18 protein-coding genes and 1 pseudogene are annotated in these 19,915 nt (G+C 76.7%); 12 read left to right on the top strand and 7 right to left on the bottom strand.

Going from position 1 to position 19,915, the window contains the following annotated elements; genetic code table 11:
- The first annotated feature begins 7 nt into the window (after nt 1-7).
- Together modA and ABT092_RS00305 are read left to right on the top strand one after the other, a co-directional pair.
- Complete coding sequence (modA, locus tag ABT092_RS00310; protein ID WP_351238083.1) at nt 8-847, top strand: molybdate ABC transporter substrate-binding protein; 840 nt, start codon at nt 8-10, stop codon at nt 845-847.
- Between the two features lie 116 nt (nt 848-963).
- Entirely contained in the window at nt 964-2,910 is a 1,947-nt protein-coding gene (locus ABT092_RS00305) for an ABC transporter permease (protein WP_351238081.1), read from the top strand.
- A gap of 41 nt (nt 2,911-2,951) precedes the next feature.
- On the opposite strand, the gene ABT092_RS00300 is transcribed toward ABT092_RS00305, so the two are convergent.
- Nucleotides 2,952-3,422, bottom strand: a complete 471-nt coding sequence (locus tag ABT092_RS00300) for a hemerythrin domain-containing protein (RefSeq protein ID WP_351238079.1) — start codon at nt 3,420-3,422, stop codon at nt 2,952-2,954.
- 251 nt (nt 3,423-3,673) lie between these two features.
- On the opposite strand from ABT092_RS00300, the gene ABT092_RS00295 reads away from it, so the two are divergent.
- On the top strand, nt 3,674-3,937 hold the full coding sequence (locus tag ABT092_RS00295; RefSeq protein ID WP_351238077.1) for a chaplin: 264 nt from the start codon (nt 3,674-3,676) through the stop codon (nt 3,935-3,937).
- A gap of 115 nt (nt 3,938-4,052) precedes the next feature.
- Here the strand turns inward: ABT092_RS00295 and ABT092_RS00290 are convergent, their stop codons facing one another.
- The 6 genes from ABT092_RS00290 to ABT092_RS00265 all read right to left on the bottom strand — a co-directional run bounded on the left by ABT092_RS00290 (nt 4,053) and on the right by ABT092_RS00265 (nt 7,779).
- Entirely contained in the window at nt 4,053-4,919 is an 867-nt protein-coding gene (locus ABT092_RS00290) for a tyrosinase family protein (protein ID WP_351238075.1), read from the bottom strand.
- 32 nt (nt 4,920-4,951) lie between these two features.
- Nucleotides 4,952-5,371 carry a tyrosinase family oxidase copper chaperone gene (locus ABT092_RS00285; RefSeq protein WP_351238073.1) on the bottom strand — a complete coding sequence of 140 codons (420 nt, stop codon included), beginning with the start codon at nt 5,369-5,371 and terminating at the stop codon, nt 4,952-4,954.
- 143 nt (nt 5,372-5,514) lie between these two features.
- Complete coding sequence (locus ABT092_RS00280) at nt 5,515-6,018, bottom strand: DUF5949 family protein (protein WP_351238071.1); 504 nt, start codon at nt 6,016-6,018, stop codon at nt 5,515-5,517.
- Between the two features lie 171 nt (nt 6,019-6,189).
- Nucleotides 6,190-6,471, bottom strand: coding sequence for a hypothetical protein (locus tag ABT092_RS00275; protein ID WP_351238069.1), 282 nt, complete (start codon nt 6,469-6,471; stop codon nt 6,190-6,192).
- A gap of 402 nt (nt 6,472-6,873) precedes the next feature.
- A complete protein-coding gene (locus ABT092_RS00270; protein ID WP_351238067.1) occupies nt 6,874-7,386 on the bottom strand; it encodes a hypothetical protein in 513 nt (170 codons plus the stop codon).
- A gap of 153 nt (nt 7,387-7,539) precedes the next feature.
- Nucleotides 7,540-7,779: a chaplin gene (locus ABT092_RS00265; RefSeq protein WP_351238065.1), complete on the bottom strand. Its 240-nt coding sequence runs from the start codon at nt 7,777-7,779 to the stop codon at nt 7,540-7,542.
- 339 nt (nt 7,780-8,118) lie between these two features.
- Between ABT092_RS00265 and ABT092_RS00260 the strand changes: the two genes are divergently transcribed.
- The 9 genes and pseudogenes from ABT092_RS00260 (at nt 8,119) to ABT092_RS00220 (ending at nt 19,864) form a co-directional block, all read left to right on the top strand.
- On the top strand, nt 8,119-9,357 hold the full coding sequence (locus ABT092_RS00260; protein WP_351238063.1) for a DUF3344 domain-containing protein: 1,239 nt from the start codon (nt 8,119-8,121) through the stop codon (nt 9,355-9,357).
- Nucleotides 9,347-10,600 (top strand): glycosyltransferase, encoded by a 1,254-nt coding sequence (locus ABT092_RS00255; protein ID WP_351238061.1) that lies wholly within the window; start codon nt 9,347-9,349, stop codon nt 10,598-10,600. The genes ABT092_RS00260 and ABT092_RS00255 overlap by 11 nt, the downstream gene beginning before the upstream one ends.
- Nucleotides 10,601-10,668: 68 nt before the next feature.
- Nucleotides 10,669-12,228 (top strand): exopolysaccharide biosynthesis polyprenyl glycosylphosphotransferase, encoded by a 1,560-nt coding sequence (locus ABT092_RS00250; protein ID WP_351238059.1) that lies wholly within the window; start codon nt 10,669-10,671, stop codon nt 12,226-12,228.
- 117 nt (nt 12,229-12,345) lie between these two features.
- Nucleotides 12,346-13,683 (top strand): O-antigen ligase family protein, encoded by a 1,338-nt coding sequence (locus tag ABT092_RS00245; protein ID WP_351238402.1) that lies wholly within the window; start codon nt 12,346-12,348, stop codon nt 13,681-13,683.
- Nucleotides 13,680-15,623 carry a lipid II flippase MurJ gene (locus ABT092_RS00240; protein WP_502968358.1) on the top strand — a complete coding sequence of 648 codons (1,944 nt, stop codon included), beginning with the start codon at nt 13,680-13,682 and terminating at the stop codon, nt 15,621-15,623. Before ABT092_RS00245 ends, ABT092_RS00240 begins: the two co-directional genes overlap by 4 nt.
- 154 nt (nt 15,624-15,777) lie before the next feature.
- A pseudogene (locus ABT092_RS00235) lies at nt 15,778-16,491 on the top strand (polysaccharide deacetylase family protein); the annotation flags it as partial.
- 167 nt (nt 16,492-16,658) lie between these two features.
- Entirely contained in the window at nt 16,659-17,822 is a 1,164-nt protein-coding gene (locus tag ABT092_RS00230) for a glycosyltransferase (RefSeq protein ID WP_351238055.1), read from the top strand.
- 102 nt (nt 17,823-17,924) lie between these two features.
- Nucleotides 17,925-18,569, top strand: coding sequence for a YveK family protein (locus ABT092_RS00225; protein WP_351238053.1), 645 nt, complete (start codon nt 17,925-17,927; stop codon nt 18,567-18,569).
- An 86-nt stretch (nt 18,570-18,655) separates the two neighbouring features.
- Nucleotides 18,656-19,864 carry a GNAT family N-acetyltransferase gene (locus tag ABT092_RS00220; protein WP_351238400.1) on the top strand — a complete coding sequence of 403 codons (1,209 nt, stop codon included), beginning with the start codon at nt 18,656-18,658 and terminating at the stop codon, nt 19,862-19,864.
- The last annotated feature ends 51 nt before the right edge of the window (nt 19,865-19,915 follow it).

Genomic DNA, 19,915 nt, shown 5'->3' with positions numbered 1-19,915 from the left:
AGTCCCGATGTTCCGCGCCGTACGCGCCCCGCACCTCCGCCCCCGGCGCGCCCTGGCGCGCAACGGGGCGCTCGCCGTGACCGCCGCCGCCCTGCTGGTGCCCCTGCTCACCGCCTGCGGCAGCGAGGACGAGCCCGCCGCGGACGCCCCGGGCACGGCGAGCGGCAAGGGCCCCGCGACCTCCGCGAAGCTCACCGTGCTCGCCGCCGCCTCCCTCACGGACGTCTTCAAGACGGTGGAGAGCACGTACGAGAGGACCCACCCCGGGGTCGCCCTCACCTTCTCCTTCGCCGGCTCCCAGGAACTCGCCGCCCAGGTCCGCCAGGGCGCCCCCGCCGACGCGATCGTCACCGCCGACACCACGACCATGGACGGGCTGCGCGCGGACACCGGCACCCCGACCGTCATCGCGAAGAACCGCCTGGTCATCGCCGTGCCCGAGGGCAACCCCGAGCGCGTCGACGGGCTGAAGGACCTCGCCGACCCGAAGCTGAAGGTGGTGCTCGCCGCTCCGGAGGTGCCGGTGGGCCGCTACAGCCGGCAGGTCCTCGACGGGCAGGAGGTCGCCGTGCAGCCGGTCTCCGAGGAACCGAACGTGCGCGCCGTGCTCAGCAAGGTGGAACTCGGCGAGGCCGACGCGGGCATCGTCTACGAGACGGACGCCGCCACCGCGCCCGACGAGGTCGACGCGGTCGCCATCCCGGACGCGCAGAACGCCGTCGCCCAGTACCCGGCGGCCGTGCTGAAGGACTCCTCCGACACCCCCGCCGCACAGGCGTTCGTGGAGTGGCTGTCCTCCCCGGCCGCGCAGAAGATCCTGCGGGACGCGGGCTTCCAGCAGCCGTGACCCGACCCGACCCGCCGGCCCGACCCGACCCGCTGCCCCGACCCGTCCCTCCCGCCGGGACGAACCGGCCGCGCGGGCGGGGACGGGTCCCGGGCGCCGGCGGCCGGGTGCCGTGGGTGCTGGCGCTGCCGGCGCTGCTCGCCGTGGCCTTCCTGCTGGTCCCGCTGCTCGGGGTGCTCGCCCGCACCCCGTGGCACGAGCTGGGCGCCCATCTGACCGCACCCGAGTCGCTCACCGCGTTGAAGCTCTCGCTGGTGGTCTCCTCGTGCGCACTGGGGCTGTCGCTGCTGCTGGGGGTGCCGCTCGCCTGGCTGCTGGCCCGGGTCCCGTTCCGGGGGAAGGCACTGGTCCGGTCGCTGGTGCTGCTGCCGATGGTGCTGCCGCCGACCGTCGGCGGGGTCGCCCTGCTGCTCGGCTTCGGGCGCCGCGGGCTGCTCGGGCCGTGGCTGGAGGACTGGTTCGGGATCGTGCTGCCGTTCCACACCGCCGGCGCGGTGGTCGCGGCGGCGTTCGTGTCGATGCCGTTCCTGGTGATCAGCCTGGAGGGCACCCTCGCGGCGCTGCACACCCGCTACGAGGAGGCCGCCGCCTCGCTGGGCGCCGGCCCGTGGCGGGTGTTCCGCACGGTCACCCTGCCGATGGTCGCCCCAGGGCTGGCCGCCGGCGCCGCACTGACCTGGGCCCGGGCGCTCGGCGAGTTCGGAGCCACGATCACCTTCGCGGGCAATCTGCCGGGCACCACCCAGACCCTGCCGCTCCAGGTCTACCTGCTGCTCCAGAACGACCCCGGGGCGGCGACCTCGGTGTCCCTGCTGCTGCTCCTCGTCGCCCTGGCCGTCCTGGTCGCGCTGCGCGGCCGGTGGACGGGCGCCGTCCCCGCGCGGGACGCCCGCGCCCGGCGCGTGCGCTCGGAGCGCACGCCCGCGGACCCCGAGGGCGCGGGGGAGGCCGGCGGCGGTGACGCGCCGGCGCACGGGACCCAGCCGCCTGGCGCCCTTGGGGCGGGGAGGCGCCGGGAGCCGGTCGCAGCCGCCCTGGACGCCCGCCTCACCGGCTTCACCGACCTGGTGCTGGCCGCCCCCGGCGGCACCACCCTGGCCGTCGTGGGCCCCAACGGCGCCGGCAAGACGACCCTGCTGCGCGCCCTGCTGGGACTGCCCACCCAGGCCACCGCCGCCCGTCTCCTGCTCGGCGGCGCGGACCTCGCCGACGCGCCCCCGCACCGCCGCGACACCGCCTGGGTGCCGCAGGAGCCGGCGTTGTTCCCGCATCTGTCCGCCCTCGCCAACACCGCGTACGGACCCCGCGCGCACGGCGTGCCGCGCGCCGAGGCGCTGCGCGCGGCGCAGGAGTGGCTGGACCGACTGGGGGTGGGCCACCTCGCCCACCGCAGGCCGACCCAGCTCTCCGGCGGTCAGGCGGGGCGCGTGGCGCTGGCCCGCGCCCTGGCCGCGCGCCCCCGGTTGCTGCTCCTGGACGAGCCGCTGGCCGCGCTGGACCAGACGACCCGCGGCCGGGTCCGGCACGTCCTCCGCCGCCATCTGGACGCCTTCGACGGCGTCTGTCTGATCGTCACCCACGACCCGGTGGAGGCGGTGTCCCTGGCCGACCGGGTGGTGGTGCTGGTGGACGGCCGGTTGGTGCAGGACGCCTCGCCCGCCGAGGTGGCCCGGCACCCCCGTTCCCCGTGGGTGGCCCGGATGCTGGGCGCCAACGCCTGGCCCGGCACCGCCACCGCGGACGGCCTGCGCACCGAGGGGGGCGCCCGGGTGGTCGCCGCCGAGCCGCTGCCGCCGGGCACCGACGCACTGGCCGTGATCGCCCCGCAGGCCGTGGCCCTGTACCGGGAGCGCCCGGCGGGCAGCCCCCGCAACGTGTGGCCGGGCACGGTCCGCGAACTCACCGCGGTGGGCGGACGGCTGCGGGTCCTGGTGACCTCCGCCGGGGCGCCCGACCTGATCGCCGAGATCACCCCGGCCGCCGCCGCGGAGCTGGGGCTGCGCGACGGGACCGCCGTGTTCACCGGGGTGAAGGCCACCGAGGTCACCCTCGTCGCCCGGTGAACCCGCGGCCCCGCCCCGGGCGGACGGTGCTCAGGTCGGGTTCACAGCGGGCCCAGCACCTCCTCCGGCCGGGCGTCCAGCTCCAGGGCCTCCAGCACGGTGAGCAGTTGCCGCTCCTCGTAGCGGAAGTGGTTCTCCATGAGCGCGGCGACGCCTTCGAGGTGCTGGTCGAGTTCCTCGGGCGGTGCGGCCCGCTCCACGGCGGCCTGGAGGCCGCCGAGCAAGTGGGCGATCATGGAGTGGTCCTGTTCCAGCGCGCGCAGCACCGGCCGCAGGTGCGGGTGCGCCGCCGCGACGGCCGGGAACAGGGTGCGGTCCTCGCCCTGGTGGTGGCCGTTGAGGGCGGTGCAGAAGCCGTGGCAGTACAGCAGCAGTTCACGGGTTGCGGCGTCACCGGTGGTGCCCTCGGCGAGGGCGGCACGGGTCAGGTCCAGCGCTTCCCGCAGCCGGTGGTGCACTCGGCGGAGTTCTCGGCTCCAGGCGACGAGCCTGGTCGTCTCGCGCTCAGTCACGCGAGGACGAAGGGTGCGACGAACGCATCGTCGGCCTCCTTCGGTTCGGCGCCTCCATGCCTGGCACGGTCTGCCACCGGCACGCGACGCTCCCCTCACCCTACCCGGTGCCGGCAGACGGCCGCTCTTCCCCGGGACAAGGGCTGACAAACCGTGACCCGGGCCGTCCCACGCCGTTGAAGGGGGCGTGCGGCGCCACAACCCCCGGCGCTCGCGCGAACCACCGCACCACCCAACCGAAGGAGTACGTGATGTCTCGCATCGCGAAGACGGTCGCCGTGGCCGTTGGTACGGGCGCCGTGATGCTCAGCGGCGCGGGTCTGGCCGCCGCCGACTCGAACGCCGCCGCCGGGGCCGTCGGGTCGCCGGGCGTCCTGTCCGGCAACATCGTGCAGATCCCCCTGAACGTCCCGGTGAACGTCTGTGGCAACACCATCGACGTGATCGGCATCCTGAACCCCGCGTTCGGCAACACCTGCGTCAACGGCGGCGGCCCGGTCGGCTACGGCTACTGAGCACCACCACCGCGCACGGCGACCGAGGTCCCGTCGTCGAAGCCCCCGGCAGCTCCTCGGCCTGCCGGGGGCTTTCGGCGTGAGGGCGCGCCGGGCGTGCGTGCCCGGCGCGCCCTCACGCGTAGCGGTAGAGCCGGCCGTGACCCTCCATCGAGGCCGGGGTGACGTTCCACGGCGGCATCGGTTCGCCGCGCGCCACGATCCGCCCGCGCTGGAGCGAGCCGAACCCGGGCGGCTCGGCCGGCTGGTAGGCGCCCTCCGGGTGGGCCCGGCGCCACCGCGACCACAGCAGGTCGACGAAGGAGTGGTGCAGCCAGAACACCGGGTCGTTGACGGAGGCCCCGCCGAGCATGGTGCCGCCGACCCAGCGGTGCACCCGGTTGTGGTTGCGCCAGCGGTCGTTCCCGAACCGGGAGCCGGTCCAGCCCTCCAGCCCGTTGCGGAATCCGGAGGTCACCGTGGAGTCCCACGGCTCCTCGTCGTACGTCGACTCCCGCATGGCCGCGTCGAGTTCGGCCTCAGACGGCAGTGCGAAGGGGTCCGCAGGCCGTCCCAGGTCCCGCACCAGGAAGTCGTCGTCGGTGACGTTCGCCCGCACCACCCAGCCGTTGGCGCGGGCGAACGGTCCGGTGTCCACCCGGCGGTCACGGCCCCGTCCGGTCCCGCCGAGGAGGTCGTCCGTCCAGGGCGGGGCGACCGGCGAGCGCGCCGCCGTCCAGTCCCAGTACGGAACGGTGACCCCGGGCGCCTCCTGCTGGAGCGCGCGTTCGAACTCCAGCAGGAACTTGCGGTGCCAGGGCAGGAACGAGGGGGCCATGTGGGCGACCCGGCGCCGGTGGTCGCCGTCGGACACGTAGTAGTCGATGTGCACGCGGACGAACTCGTCGTAGCGGCCCTTGCGCTTGAGGGCGAGGACCGCGTCCACGAAGCGCCTGCGCTCCGCCCCGGTCAGCTTCGTCACGTTCTTGCGGGTGGGGACCACCGGTGTTCTCCTCTCCCGTTCGGGTCTTCCGGTCAGGCGCCGTGCACCGCGGGCGAGGCGGCCAGGCGGGCCGGTCCGAGTTCGTCCACCGCGGCCCGGGTCGCCGCCAGGGGGGTCGGGTACGAGACGTAGTGGTCGACCATCGTGAGGTACCCGCCGTCCGCGCGGCGCATCAGGGCCAGGGGCCGTCCGTCCACGGTGACCTCGACGGCGGTCGGGGCGGCGCCCCGGGCGTGGCCCCCGGCCGCGCCCGCGGTGCGCCGGCCCTGGAGGCGGCGGCCCCGGTAGGTCTCGTCGAACAGCACCTCGCCGCGGGGCGCCCCGGGGTTGCCCGGGGCGCGGGAGCGGTGCTCGCGGTCCGCGGTGAGGACGGGGGTGAGCGCCGCGGCGGTGCCTCCCGCGACGGCGACGGCGAACAGCGTCCTCAGCAGGGCGCGGCGGGTCCCTCGCACGGTGACCTCCCGGTCGGGTCGACGACTCGCCCTGCCCAACGCGCGGGGCGCGCGCCAGGGCACGCCCCGCGCGGCAAGCGGCCTACAGCCGACGTCGCCGCCCGCCCGGCGTCCGGGCGGCGGATCGCGGGCGGACCGGCCGGTCAGCTCCGCAGGCTGCGGGCGGGGAGCAGGCAGTGGGCGGCCCCGGCGAGCATGTCCATGTCGCCGGCGAAGGCGGACAGGGTCTCCTGGCTCATCTGCACGCCGGGCGCGCCCTGGGGCCAGGGGCGGGTGGCGAAGAGGAAGTACGCGTGACCGCGGTCCCGGACCGCGGCGAGCCACTCCGGGGGAACGAGGCACTGGGCGCTGAGGTGCGGCATGTTGACGACGGCCTGCCCGGCCTCGACGAGGAGGGAGACGGGGAAGCTGGGGCGGGTCGTGGCGTCCACCACGGGGCCGCCGACGGGCAGTCCGGTGTTCTCCAGCAGGGCGCGGACGGCGGCCGACGAGCCCTCGGCGCCGCCGGGGCCGTCACCGAGCGGGTAGGCGAGCAGGAAGGCCACGTCGCCCTGTTCGTCGGGGTGTTCCCCGCTCCAGGCCATCACGGCGAGGGTGCCGAGTTCAGCGGGGTGGAAGGGGCGCTTTTCGGTGGGGGTTGAGGTCACCACCGCACCGTAGCGACATACGGAGCGCACCAGGACGTTCGTGTCACTCGTCCGAGCGACGCGGGCACGGGATCACCCGTGGTCGACCGAGCGCGGGAGCGCGGTACGGGGCGCGGGGCGGGTCCGCGCGCCGGCGGGCGGGACGCACACCGCCGCGCGGACCGCCGGGGGCTACTTGCCGACCGGAAGTCCGCCGAGCAGCGATCCGGCCTGGGGACCGCGCGCGTTCAACCGGTCCGCGGTGTTCTGCACGTTGTTCATGAGGGTGCCCTCCTTCTCCGTGTCGATCGCATTGGTGTGCAGGGCCCGCGCATCGAAGGTGGACTGGCTGGTGAACGCCTCCAGGGCACCGTTCAGGCTGGTGGGCATCGGGTCGGCGGCGAACGCGGGTGCGGCGGCGCCGACCAGGGCGAAGGATCCGGCGACGACGGCGGCAGCCTTGAGGGGCTTCATCGTGTTCCTTTCTTCGGCGACCTGTGGGCCACCGGTGGGAAGGCGTACTACTGCGTTGACTAACGACCTCCGTCCGCCCCGGAAACCCCCGGCGCGCGGATTCTCCACAACCCCCACCCGAAGGGGTTTCGGTCCGCCGGAGCGCCGGGACGCGCGGAGCCGAAAATCCCTTCGTAGGTATTCTTGTATGAAAAATAATCCCCTCTCTTCGGGGGATCTCCGCGCCCCCGCAACCGAAGCTCCGGGACGGCGCGTCCGGCACCCCTTTCCCGTATTCCCTCGGGAATTCCCGCGGTGCGCCCGGAGCGCGCCCCGGGCGCGTTCCGTCCCGGCGCGCGAGCGCGGAAAGGCCGCCGGGGTCGACCCGGAGCGGGCCGACCCCGGCGGACCGGGTGCCGCAGGTCAGTCCGGCGCGGCGACGGCCGGGGCCGCCGGGATCAGCGGGGTGATGGGCAGCGTCGAGGCGCCGGGGACCGTCGGGAACCCCGGGATCGTCGGCACGCCGGGGATCGTCGGCACGGTCGGCGCCCCGGGGACGGTGGGAGCGCCCGGGACCGACGGGACGGTGGGAGCGCCCGGGACCGACGGGACGGTTCCGGTGCCGGGGACCGACGGGACGGAGTCGCCTTGCGGCAGGCCGTCGAGCAGCTGCCCGGCGGCCCGTTCGGCGAGGGTCGTCACCTGGCTGACGAACCCGGCGTCGTCACCGGCCAGGGCCGCTGCGACCAGCGCGTCCACGGCACCCTGGAGGGCACCCGCGGCGGTGTCCTTGTCGTTGTCGGGCACCTGACTGCTCGGTGCCGCCCGGTCGGAGGCGTCCGCCGCGGGCGAGGCGGAGGCGGGGGCGGCGGCGCCGACGAGGAGGCCGGCGCAGAGTGCGGTGGTCCCGAGGCGTCGCGCGAGGAGAGCGCGCATGAGGATTCCCTTTCCTGGGGGGCTGGAACTCCCCCACCGTCGAATCCCCCGCACCGGGTCGCAACCGTGCGGTGACCGTTCGGGTCACCCTCCGGACACGGACGAGCCGCCCGCCCCCGGTGCGGGGCGGGCGGCTCGTGGAGCGTCGGAACGTCAGCCGTTGACGCAGGTGTTGCCGAACGCGGGGTTCAGGATGCCGACCACGTCGATGGTGTTGCCACAGACGTTCACCGGGATGTGGACCGGCACCTGGACGACGTTGCCCGAGAGCACACCGGGGGACCCCACGGCGGCGCCCTGGGCACCGGCGCTGGCGCTGGCGATGCCTGCGGAGCCGGCGACGGCCGCGGCGGCGACGGTGGACAGGACGAGGGCCTTCGCGGTACGCGACATGAGAAGTACTGCTCCTAGGTCGTTGGGTGACGCACCGGGCGGGCCGCCCGGCCCATGGACCAACGCCCGACACCGCCCCGGGTTCCGCACCCGAAGGGGTGATCTCCGGGCCGGTTCGGATTCCGCCACCCGAAGGGGTGCCGAACGCGTTCTCGATATCCATTCGTCCGACACACGGATTTCCGCGGTATGAGCAGCAAATAGGCTCGGCGATTAGAGTGGCCGCCTTCGACAGCTCGGCCGAATCGCCCGCGAGCATCACACGCTCATGAAGTGCGATGGTCATACTCCCCCCGACGGGTTTCCACTGATTTGTCTCCCGAAAGGGCAATCCCGGTCATGCGCAATTCCTTCGCTTCCGTTCTGCGACGACTCGGCCCGCCCCGGATGACGGCGGGTGTCCTTTCCCTCTGCGTCCTGGCCACGGCGGGCGGCCTCGCCGGCGCCCCGCTCGTCCACGGCGCGGCGCCCACCGACCACGGCGAGGGGGTCCCCGTGCCGGCGCTGCCCGCTTCGGTGCCCACCGCCCCGCCCGCCTCGCCGGCCCGCGGCTCCTACGCCGAGGAGGCCGAGCGGGTGCCGTTCGCCCAGCGGTTCCACGCGGTGCAGCACGGCGGCATCACCCGCGCCGCGAACGTGTCGATCACCTGCCGCGCCGACGAGTCCTCCACCACGACCGACGGGACTCCGGTGTCCTGCGCGGACGCCCGCGCGGGCCGGAAGACCGCCACCAACGACGGCTTCGACATGTTCTACGCGGACGTCGACACCGACGACAACACCTACAACTCCAGCCGCGCCGAACTGCGCGTGCCCAGCGGGGCGAAGGTCTCGTACGCCCGGCTGTACTGGGGCGGCAACCTGCGGGTCGGCGAGCAGAAGCCGTCGCGCGACAACGACCGGGTGCTGCTCGCCGAACCCGAGGGCAGGTACAAGCAGGTCCTCGCCGACAGCGTGGTCGGCCACCGCACCGCGGGCGGCGCGGACGCGTACCAGGCGTCCGCGGACGTGACCGCCCAGGTGCGCGCCGGCGGCTCCGGCGCGTGGACGGTCGGACAGGTGAACGTGGCGATGGGCGACTCCGGGGCCGGGGCCTGGGGGGGCTGGACGCTGGTCGTCGCCTACGAGAAGCAGAGCGAGCCGCTGCGCCAACTCGCCCTGTGGGACGGCTTCGCGTACCTCGGCGAAGGGCGCCACGAGGCCGCGGTCCGGCTGGACGGGGCGACCGTGCCGGCCGGCGGCGGGGGCACGGTCGGGTTCGTGGCGTACAACGGCGACGCCGGGACCACCGGGGACGCCCTGACCGTCTCGGTGGGCCGGCGGGCCGGCACCGCGCTGACGGACACCCGCAACCCGGACGGGGACGTGCTCAACTCGACCGTGGGCGAACCCGGCGCGCAGAGCGAGCGGGACCCCTCGTACGCGGGCACCCTCGGCTACGACTCGGACGTGTTCGACCTCGGCAAGGCGGTCTCCGCCGGCGGCGGACGGCTCGACCTGCGGCTGACCGCGGAGAAGGACGTGGCCTGGGCCGGGGTCCTGTTCGCCGCGGTCGACACCGACGCCGATGCCCGCTGAGCGGGCCCGCCCCGGCGGGGGACGGCCCCCGCTGGTGCTGCACGTGGTCCAGCCGGTGGCGGGCGGCGTGGCCCGGGTGGTCACCGACCTGGTGCAGGCCCACGCCTCGGGACCGAACGCGGTGCGCACCGCGGTGGCCTGCCCGGCCGGCGGCCCGCTGGCCGCGGCGGCGGTCCGGGCCGGCGCCAGCCATCTGGAATGGGCCGCCACCCGTTCCCCCGGCCCCGGGCTGGCCGGCGAAGTGCGCTCCCTGGCACGGGTGTTGCGCGCGGTGCGGCCCGATCTGGTGCATGCGCACAGCGCCAAGGCCGGGCTGGTGGCCCGGCTCGCGGTGCGGGGGCGGACGCCGACCGTGTTCCAGCCGCACGCCTGGTCCTTCGAGGCCGTCGACGGACCGCTGGGCGCCCTGAGCCTGCGGTGGGAGCGGTACGGGGCGCGCTGGGCGCACCGGATCGTCTGCGTCAGCGAGGCGGAACGCCGGCGGGGCGCGGCGGCCGGGGTGCGGGGCCGGTGGGTCGTGGTGCCCAACGGGGTGGACACCCTCCGCCACCGCCCCGCGGAGGAGGACGCTCCCGTCCGGGGTGCGGGCGCCGCGCCCGTCTCCGCCGGCGCGGCGCCCGCACCCCACAGCGCCCGGGAGGTGCGCCGTGCGCTCCCCGCGCTCGCGGACGTCCCCCCGGACGTTCCGCTCGTGGTCTGCGTCGCCCGGCTGTGCCACCAGAAGGGGCAGGACCTGCTGCTCCGGGCCTGGCCGGAGGTCCTCCGGGCCGTTCCCGGGGCCCGGTTGGTCCTGGTGGGGGACGGGCCGGCGGGGGCCGCGCTGCGGGCCGCCGCGCCCGCGCAGGTGCTCTTCGCGGGGGCCGTGAACGACCCCCGCCCCTGGTACCGGGCCGCCGACCTGGTCGTCCTGCCCTCCCGTTGGGAGGGCATGGCCCTGGCCCCGCTGGAGGCGCTGGCCTGCGCGCGCCCGGTGCTGCTCACCGAGGTGGACGGCGCACGGGAGAGCCTGCCGCCCGGTCACGCCCCGCACTGCCTGGTGCCCGCCGAGGACCCCGGTGCGCTGGCGCGCGCGACGGTCGGACTGCTGCTCGACGCGGACCGGCGCGCGGCGCTCGGCCGTGCGGGACGCCGGCACGTCCTCACCACCCACGATGTGCGGCACTCCGCCGAAGCCGTCGCGGCCGTGTACCGCGGGCTGCTCGGCACGGAGCGCACCCAGTGCAGGGAGTCCATCACCTCGTGACCGCGGAAAGCATCGTTCCTCCGCCCCTGGGGCAACCGCGGACGGGACGTCACGCCTCCACCGGGCCGATGCCCCCCGAACCCGCCGCGGCGGCCGGACGGCCGAGCGCCACGGGCCGGTTCGCGACCACCGGAGGGTTCGCCACCGCCGGGCGGTCCGCTCCGCCCCGGGCGCTCGCCGCGCCCCGGCCGCCCCGCGCGCCGAAGACCGTCTCGGTCCTGGCGCCCCGCCGGCCCTCCGGCGGAGGGCCCCCCGGTCCGGTGGGACCGCGGCGGGCCCGGCCCCGCCGGGACGGACTGCTGCTGGTGGTCGACGTGACGGCGGGTCTGCTCGGCGCGCTGGCCCTCGCCGCGGAACAGCGCGGACCGCTGTGGGTGGTGGCGCTGGCGGCCGGGGTGGGCGGTTGGCACGCCCGGGCCGCCCGGCGCGGACCGACGCTGACCGTGCCCGGGGCACTGGCCGAGGCACCGGGGGTGTGGCTGCGCACCGCCGTCGCCTGGACGGTGTTCGGCACGGTCCTGGCCGCACTCGTGCCCGCTCACGGCCTGCCGCCGGGCACCCTGGCACTCGGCTGCGCGACGCATGCCCTGGTCTCCTGCGCGGGGCGGGCCGTGGTCTATGCACGCCGGCGTGCAGGGCTCGCACGCCAGCCGCACCCCGTCCTCGTCATCGGGGACGCCCGTGCCGTGCGCCGGGTGGCGGCGGCGCTGCTGCGGCACCCCCGGTGCGGGGTGCGCCCGGTCGGCACCGTCGCCGCCGGGCCGCTGCCCCCGGGACCGCCGGTCCCCGCACCGGACGCGGCCGGACCGCCCGCCCTGCACACCGTCGACGACGTCCGGCGGGCCCTCGTCCAGCACGGAGTGCGACACGTCCTGGTGACCGGGTCCGAGGCGCTGCGCGGTCAGGCCCCGCTGCTGCGCATGCTCACCGGATACGGCCGGGACCTCTGGCACCTCGACCCGGCACCGGCCGGCCCGAGCCCGGTGGGCCGGCGTGCGCCCCGGCTCGCCGGGTTCCCGCACGCCCCGCTCGCACCGCACGGGCCCCGGCGCACCCCGATCCGCAAGCGGGCCCTGGACATGGCCCTGTCCGGGCTCCTGCTGCTGCTGGCCGCACCGGTGCTGGCCCTGTGCGCAACGGTCATCCGGCTCGTCGACGGCCCCGGGGTGCTGTTCCGGCAGGAGCGGATCGGCCGCGGCGGGCGCCCGTTCACCCTGCTGAAGTTCCGCACCCTGCGCCCCGCCGACCCGCGCGAGGCGGCCACCCGGTGGAACGTCGCCGACGACGGCCGGATCAGCACGCCCTGCCGGTTCCTGCGCCGCACCTCGCTGGACGAGCTCCCCCAGCTGTGGAACGTGTTCCGCGGCGACATGAGCCTGGTCGGGCCGCGCCCCGAACGGCCCTACTTCGTCGGCCAGTTCTCCCGGACCTACGACGGCTACGCGGACCGCCACCGGATGCCGTCCGGAATCACCGGGCTGGCCCAGGTGGAGGGGTTGCGCGGGGACACCTCGATCGAGGACCGGGCCCGCTTCGACAACGCCTACATCGACACCTGGTCGCTGTGGCAGGACGTCTGCATCCTGCTGCGCACGGCCGCCGTCCTCATCCGACCCACGGGGGGTTGACCGGTGCCCGATTCCGTTCCCACCACGCCCGGCACGGTGTGCGCCGGGCGCTCCGAGGGGCCCGCCGAGCGGGCGCGAGCGCCGTTCGCGCCGAGCGGCACGGGCGGGGCGCCCGCCCTGTTCGGGCGGGGCGCGCCGGTGCTTCCGGTACTCCTGTTGCTGGCCCTGCTCGCCCTCCCCGTCACCGGGCCGGGCGGCACGGACCACGGCGGCGGGACCGTCGCGGACGTGATGTCCGGGGTGCTGGTGGTGCTCGCGGTGGTCGGGGCGGTGCGTCGGGGCGGGCGCCCCCTGCACCGGACCGCCGCGGTCGTCTTCGGGCTGCCGGTCGTCGGGATCGCCGTCGCGGCCACCGGCGCCGTCGACGCCGCGACCGGTGCCAGCGGGCTCGGCCGTTACCTCCAGGTGTTCGTGCTGGTCCCGGTGGCCGTGCTGCTGTTGGTGCGGAGCCGGGCCGAACTTCGCCTGGTCGCGTGGGGGTTCGTCGCCCTGGCCCTGGTGCAGGGCGGGATCGGCGTGCACCAGTACGCCACCGGGACGGGCGCCTCGTACATGGGGGCGGACATCCGCGCGGTGGGCACCTTCGGCCCGACCGATGTGATGGGCATGGCCAGCGTCGTCTCGTACGGGGTGGTCTGCGCGGTCGGGCTCGCCCTCGGCACCGGACGCCCCGGGGACGCGCGGCGCGGGCACGGGGAGGTGGTCCGGCGGGGCGGCGCACTGGTGTGCGCGGTGGCACTGCTGGTGCCCCTCGCACTGTCGTTCAGCCGGGGGGCGTGGATCGCCACGGCCGTCGCAGTGACCGCACAGCTGCTCCTCACCGGCGTGCGCCGGGCGCTCGCCGGGTTCGCCGTGCTGACCGCCGCCGCGATCGTGCTGGTGGGCGGGGTCGGGGTGGGCACCGCGCTGCTCCAGGAGCGGTTGGGGAGCATCACCCGGGTCGCCGCGGCGCCCGACCAGTCGGTCACCGACCGGTACGCGATGTGGGCGGCGGCCCTCGGCATGTGGCAGGAGCGGCCGATCGCCGGGGTGGGGTTGAAGAACTTCCCCGCCCACCGGGACGGCCATGCCTCGCTCGCCCTGTCCTCCGGGAGCGACACGGCCGGCGCCGGTGTCGGCTACCAGCGCCAACCCCTGTTGTCCCCGCACAACATGTACCTGCTGGTGCTGAGCGAACAGGGACTGCTCGGACTGCTCGCCCTCGCCGGCGGGTGGGCGGCGCTGCTGGTGCTCGCGGTGCGCCGGCTGCGCGCGGCGCGCCGGCGGGAGCGGGCCGGGCCGCGCGGACCGGACCGGCTCGACCCCGGCACCGACTGCGGGCTGCTCGCCTGCGGGGTGCTGGTGTGGCAGCTGGTCGACTTCGGGTACGCGGACATCGGCGGCCCCGCCACGGTGCTGACCGCGGTGGGCCTCGGGGTGGCCGCCCGGTGGGCGCTCGGGGCGGACGCCCGGTGAGCCCGGCCCGGGAGGCAGCCCGCCCGGCGGCGGCCGAAGCCTCCGGCGCACGGCATCCCGCGCCGAGCGCTGCCCCGGCGCCCCGCGCGCCCGCGGACACGCCGGCTCGGCCCACCGACCCGGCGGCACCGGCCGGCCGGTCGGAGGGGGCGGGCCGGTCGGAAGGGGCGGGCCGGGCCGGTGAGGGACGGTTCCTCGCCCGGACGGCCCTGGTGACCGGGGCGCTCACCGCGGCGGGGGCGCTGCTGGGACTGGTCCGGGACCAGACCCTCGCCCACCTGTTCGGCGCCGACGGTGCCACCGACGCGTTCCTGGTGGCCTGGACGGTTCCGGAGTTCGCTTCCACCCTCCTCATCGAGGACGGCATGGCCCTGGTGCTGGTGCCGGCGTTCAGCGCCGCGCTGGTGCACCGCACGCGGGGCGGGTCCGCCGGCGCCGACCCGGTGAGAGCGCTGGTGCGCACCACCCTGCCCCGGCTCGCGCTCGCGCTCGCGGTGGTCGCCGTGGTCGCCGTGGTCGCCGCCCCGCTGGTGGTGGACCTCCTGGCGCCCGGGTTGCCGGACCCGGACCTCGCCGTGGACTGCACCCGGCTCACCGCGACCTGCCTGCTCTCCTTCGGGCTCTGCGGCTACTGCGGGGCCGCGCTGCGCGCGCACGGCCGGTTCTTCGTGCCCGCCACCATCTACCTGGCGTACAACACCGGGATCATCACCGCGATGTTCGTCCTCGGCGGCCGCTGGGGCGTGCGGTCGGCAGCGGTGGGAGTGGCGGTCGGCGGCTGTCTGATGGTCGCCGTGCAGGCCCCCGCCCTCTGGCGCCGGCTCCGCGGTTCCGACTCCGCCCCGGGCGCACCCGGGGCGGCCCCGGGCACGGCACCCGGGGCTGCGCGGCCCGCGACGCGTGCGCGGCTCGCGGGGGGCGCGGGGGGCGCGGGGGGCGCGCTCATCGCCTCGGTGCTGCTGTTCGGCGCGTGCCGCCAGTCGCAGGTGCTGATCGAGCGCTTCCTCGGCTCCTCGCTGCCGGCCGGGGCGATCTCGCACCTGAACTACGCCCAGAAGGTGGCGCAGATGCCGATGGTGCTGTCGCTGATGGTGTGCACGGTCACCTTCCCCGCAGTGGCACGGGCCCTGGCCGGTGGTGACACGGACGCCGCGCGGCGCCGGGTCGAACGGGACCTGGGGCTGGTGTCCGCGGTGGTCCTGTGCGGGACGGCCGCGATCGTCGCGACCGCCGCCCCCCTGGTCGAACTCCTCTTCCAGCGCGGCGCGTTCACCGCCGAGGACACCACCGCCACGGCGGGGGTGATGCGCGTGTACGCCCTCGGGCTGCTGGGCCACGCCCTGGTCGGCGCGCTGGTCCGCTCGTACTTCTCGGCCCGTCGGCCCACCTGGTACCCGCTGCTCTCGATGGCCCTCGGGGTCGGGGTGACCGCCGTGCTCGGCGCCCTGGCCGTCGGCCCCTTCGGGGTGCGCGGCATCGCCGCCGCGAACGCGGCCGGGATCACCCTGGGCGCGGTGCTGCTGCTGTGCGGCACCAAGCGGCGCACGGTACCGCTCCGGCTGGACCGGGTCACCCGCCAACTGGCCCGGGCCGCGGCCGCCGCCGGCTGCGCGACCGGCGCGGGCGTCCTCTGCGCGGCCCGGGTCGAGCGGGCGCGCACGACGGCGCTCGGCGACGGGGTCCACGGTGCCCTCTGCACCGTGCTGGCGACCTCGTTGACCGTGCTCGTGGTGTTCCTGTTGGTGCTCCGGGCGCTGGGGGGCCTGCCGGGGCGCGGACACGACGGCCGCAACGAGCCCGCCGGACCGGACCGCACCCCGGACCGTGCACCGACCACCGCGCCGGCGACGCCCACCGGCTCCGTTGACGGCCCGGGACCCGGCAGGGCCCCGGGCGCCCCCCACCGTTCCCCCGACCGAAAGGGCACCGATGCGCGCTGACCGGCACCGTTCCGGCACCGCCCCCCGTACCCGTCTGCCTCGCCGCACCCCCACGCCCCCGCCCCCGTCGACCGCCTCGTCCGCCCAGGCCCCGGTGGCCCCCGGTGCGGCCACCCGGGCCGCCCCCCGCACCCTGCTGGACCGCCTCGACGCGATGCGCCCCGCGCGTGCGCCGGAGTGGATCGCCATGTACCACTCGGTGACCCGCGTCGGCGACGACCCGTACCGCATCACGGTCACCCCCGAGCGCCTCGACGACCAACTGGGACGGTTGCGCCGGCGCGGATCGCGCGCGGTGAGCATGCGGGAGTTGATGGCGGCACGGGCCCGCGGTCGGGCCCGCGGACTGGTCGCGCTGACCTTCGACGACGGATACGCCGATTTCCTCGACCACGCGCTGCCCGTCCTGCGCCGCCACGGCTGCGGGGCGACCCTGTTCGTCCTGCCCGGCCGGCTCGGCGGCGACAACGCCTGGGACCCGCTCGGCGTCCGCAAGCCGCTGCTCACCGCCGAGGGGGTGCGGGCCGCCGCGGCGGCCGGGGTCGAGATCGGTTCCCACGGCCTCACCCACCTCGATCTGACCCGCGTCGACGACGCCGTGCTGCGCGTCGAGACCCGGGACAGCCGGCGTCGGCTGGAGGAGTTGACCGGCGCCGAGGTGCTCGGCTTCTGCTACCCGTACGGCACCGTGGACGCCCGGGTGGTCGCCGCCGTGGGCGCCGCCGGCTACCGCTACGGCTGTGCCATCGCCCCCGGTGCGCTCGCCGGCGACCTCGCCCTGCCCCGGGTGCACATCGGGCAGCAGGACACCGGCGCGCGCTGGGAGGCGAAGCGGCTCCTCAGCCCCTGGCGCCGCCCGATGCCGGGCCGGACGGTCCGGGCTCCGGGCGCCCCGCTGACGGCCGATGCGCCCGCGCGCACGCCGGTGCGGGGCAGAAGACCCGGGGTCCCGTTCGGGACCGCCGCCCGCCGCCCCGCCGCCCCACGGGCCGGGGCCACCGGCACCGCGACCACCACCGTTCGACCGGAGTCCTCGTGAAGGCGCTGCACATCATCACCGGCCTCGGGGTCGGCGGAGCGGAACAGCAACTCCGCCTGATGCTCCGTCACCTCCCCATCACCTGCGACGTGGTGACCCTCACCAACCCGGGCCCGGTCGCCGACGCGCTCACCGCGGACGGCATCCGCGTCACCCACCTCGGCATGACCGGCAACCGCGACCTGCGGGCCCTGCCCCGGCTGGTGGCGCACATCCGCGCCGGCGGCTACGACCTCGTCCACACCCATCTGTACCGGGCCTGCCTCTACGGTCGGATCGCCGCCCGGATCGCCGGCGTGCACGCCGTCGTCGCCACCGAGCACTCCCTCGGCGACGGGCAGATGGAGGGGCGTCCCCTCACCCCCGGGGTCCGCGCCCTGTACCTCGCCGGCGAACGGCTCGGGCACGCCACCGTCGCGGTCTCCCCCACGGTCGCCGAACGGCTGCGCCGCTGGGGCGTGCCGCGCCAGCGCATCCACGTCGTCCCCAACGGCATCGACCCCGAGGCACTGCGCTACGACCCGGCGGCCCGGCACCGGGTCCGGGCCCGCTACGGGCTGCCCCCCGACTCCTTCGTGGTCGGCGCGGTGGGTCGGCTGGTGCGGGGCAAACGCTTCGACCAGCTCGTCACCGCGCTCCGCGCCCTGCCCCGGGACGTCCGGCTGCTCGTCGTCGGCGCCGGCCCGGAGACCACCACACTGCGCCGCACCGCGCGCCGGGCGGGGGTCGCCGACCGGGTGGTACTCACCGGTGAAGCGCGCCCTCTCGCACCTCCCGCACTCCCCGGCGGCTCCGGCGCGTCCGAGGCGTCCGGCACCGCTCCGGCGGAGGTCCCCGCACTGCCCGCGCTGCTCTCCGCGATGGACGTCCTGGCCTCCCCCTCACCCCAGGAGGCGTTCGGCCTCGCCGTCCTGGAGGCGCTCGCCGCCGGCCTGCCGGTGCGCTACGTCGACTGCCCCGCCCTGGACGACCTCCCGCCCGGCGCGGCCGGTGACGCCGAACGCCTCGCCCCCGGGGCCGCCTCCTTCGCCGCGGCGCTCGGCCGGCTGCGGGAGGCGGGACCACGGGAACGGACCGTACCGCCGGCGGTCGCCCACTACGCCATCGGCCGCAGCGCCGAACGCCTCGCCGGGGTGTACGCCTCCGTCGTCCGTTCCTGACCCCGCACCACCGCACCCGCACCGCCGCCACCACCCGCCCCCGCCCCCCTTCCGCCCGGCCCGGTCCTCCCCCGGCCGCCCGCACCCACACCGGAGAACCCGATGACCGACACCCACGAGGGCGCCCCCGCCCGCCGGTTCGCCCGACTGCGGCGGCTGCCCGTCTGGCTGCTGCTGCCCGGCTGCGCCCTCGCCGGCGCCACGGCCGGCGGCGCCTACGGCGTGCTGCGGCCCGCCGAGTACACGGCCACCAGCTACGTCATCGCCGTACCGACCGAGAAGTCCGACCCGGCGACCGCGCTCGGCTTCGCCCAGGCGTACGGCCGGGTCGCCACCCAACTCGCCGTCCTCGGCGACGCCCAGGTCGCCGCCCGGCTCCCGGTCGCCGAACTGCGCTCCCGGGTACGGGCGGAGACCTCTCCGGACGCCCCGATGGTCGCGATCTCCGCGACCGCCGGGCGCCCGGCGCGGGCCGCCGACATCGCCAACGCCGTCTCCCGGGCGCTGACCCTCAACGCCAACCGGAACGAGGACCGCACCCGGGTCCAACTGCTCCAGTTCTCCCGGGCCTTGCGCCCCGTCACGCCCAGTTCGGCCGGCCCGGTCACCACCGCCCTGGTCGGGGGGAGCGCCGGCGGGCTGCTCGGCGTGTTGGCGCTCCTGACCCGCCCGCGCCGGCGCGCACCGGAGCCTTCCGCGCCGGCGCCCGTCCCCGCTCCGGCGCCCGCGGCGGACCTCCAGCGGTGACCCCCGCGCCCTCCGTGTCGGCGCCGGCACGCCTCGGGTCCCCGCCCCGGTCCCCGGGCGGGGACCCGGCGGTCCCGGTCGTCGAGGTGTGCCGCGATCCGGCCGCCTTCGCCGCGCTCGCCCCGGAGTGGGCCGCGTTGTTCGCCCGCTGCCGGACGGCCACCCCGTTCCAGCACCACGCCTGGCTGCACTCCTGGTGGCGCTCGTACGGACGGCCCGGGCGGCTGCGGGTGGTCCTGGTGCGGGAGGCCGGGCGCCTGGTGGCGGCGGCCCCGTTGACCCTGGTGCACCGGCCGTGGCCGACGCTGGTCCCGCTCGGCGGGCCGCTCAGCGACCACGCGGACGTGCTCCTCGACGACGCCCGGGCGGAGCCGGCCGCCCGGGCCCTCGCGGCCGGGATCGCCGCGGCGGGCCGCGGCGCGCTGGTGGACCTGCGCGAGGTCCGCCCGGGCGCCGCCGCGGAGCGGGTGTACGCGCTCTGGCCCGGACCACGGCGCGGGCTCGCCGACACGCCGTGCCTGGAACTGCCGGCCCTCGCCCTGGAGGACCTGGTCGCCCGGCTGGCCCGCCCCCGCGCCCAGCGGGTCCGCGCCAAGCTCCGCAAGCTCGACGCGCTCGGGGTGCACGGCCGTGAGGTCCCCATCGACGAGGTTCCGCGCGCCCTGCGCACCCTGCTCGCGCTGCACCGGCTCCAGTGGCAGGACCGCAAGGTGACGGGCGAACACCTGCGGCCCCGGTTCGCCGCGCACCTGGAGCGCGCGGTGGTGGCCATGGTGCGCTCGGGACACGCGGTGGTCACCGAGTTCCGGCTGCCCGACCGCACCTCCCCCACTACGGACCCCACGGGCCCCACGGCCTCCGGGGACGCCCGGGACACCGCGGGCACCACCGTCGCCGTGGACCTCACGCTCCTCGCCCCCGGCCTCACCGGCGCCTATCTGTACGGGGCGCATCCGCGGCTACGGGCCGGGAAGGTGGACGTGGCGACCATGTTGCTGCGCTCCGGCGCACGGCTGGCGACCCGGGACGGCGCCGCGGCCCGGGGCGGGGTGCTGAGCCTGTTGCGCGGCGACGAACCCTACAAGCACCACTGGAAGCCCGCGGTGGTCACCAACCGGCGGCTGCTCCTGGCCCGGCGGCGGGCACTGCCCCTGCTCGTCCTCGCCCTCGGCGACGCCGGGGCGCGCGACCTGCTCCGGCGGGCACGGCACGTCCGCCGGGCGCGCACCGCCGCCCGCACCACCCCGCCCCCGTCGGACCAGGGAGGGGGCGCACATGCGTGCGGCGGGCCGTGACGGGCCCGCCGCACGCCGGCGCCTGTGGGCGTCCCCCGGGCCACCGGAGGG

Source organism: Streptomyces sp. NPDC002490 (assembly GCF_040296045.1).
Lineage (GTDB): Bacteria > Actinomycetota > Actinomycetes > Streptomycetales > Streptomycetaceae > Streptomyces.
Note: the sequence above shows the minus strand (reverse complement) of the source record. Positions and strands in the feature narration are given on the sequence as shown.

Bases quoted from the DNA above. Each gene is read 5' to 3' on its own strand.
- ABT092_RS00295 (WP_351238077.1), top strand. From the start codon at position 3,674: ATGTCTCGCATCGCGAAGACGGTCGCCGTGGCCGTTGGTACGGGCGCC.
- ABT092_RS00225 (WP_351238053.1), top strand. From the start codon at position 17,925: ATGACCGACACCCACGAGGGCGCCCCCGCCCGCCGGTTCGCCCGACTG.
- ABT092_RS00275 (WP_351238069.1), bottom strand. From the start codon at position 6,471: ATGAAGCCCCTCAAGGCTGCCGCCGTCGTCGCCGGATCCTTCGCCCTG.
- ABT092_RS00255 (WP_351238061.1), top strand. From the start codon at position 9,347: ATGCCCGCTGAGCGGGCCCGCCCCGGCGGGGGACGGCCCCCGCTGGTG.
- modA (WP_351238083.1), top strand. From the start codon at position 8: ATGTTCCGCGCCGTACGCGCCCCGCACCTCCGCCCCCGGCGCGCCCTG.
- ABT092_RS00270 (WP_351238067.1), bottom strand. From the start codon at position 7,386: ATGCGCGCTCTCCTCGCGCGACGCCTCGGGACCACCGCACTCTGCGCC.
- ABT092_RS00265 (WP_351238065.1), bottom strand. From the start codon at position 7,779: ATGTCGCGTACCGCGAAGGCCCTCGTCCTGTCCACCGTCGCCGCCGCG.
- ABT092_RS00260 (WP_351238063.1), top strand. From the start codon at position 8,119: ATGCGCAATTCCTTCGCTTCCGTTCTGCGACGACTCGGCCCGCCCCGG.
- ABT092_RS00250 (WP_351238059.1), top strand. From the start codon at position 10,669: ATGCCCCCCGAACCCGCCGCGGCGGCCGGACGGCCGAGCGCCACGGGC.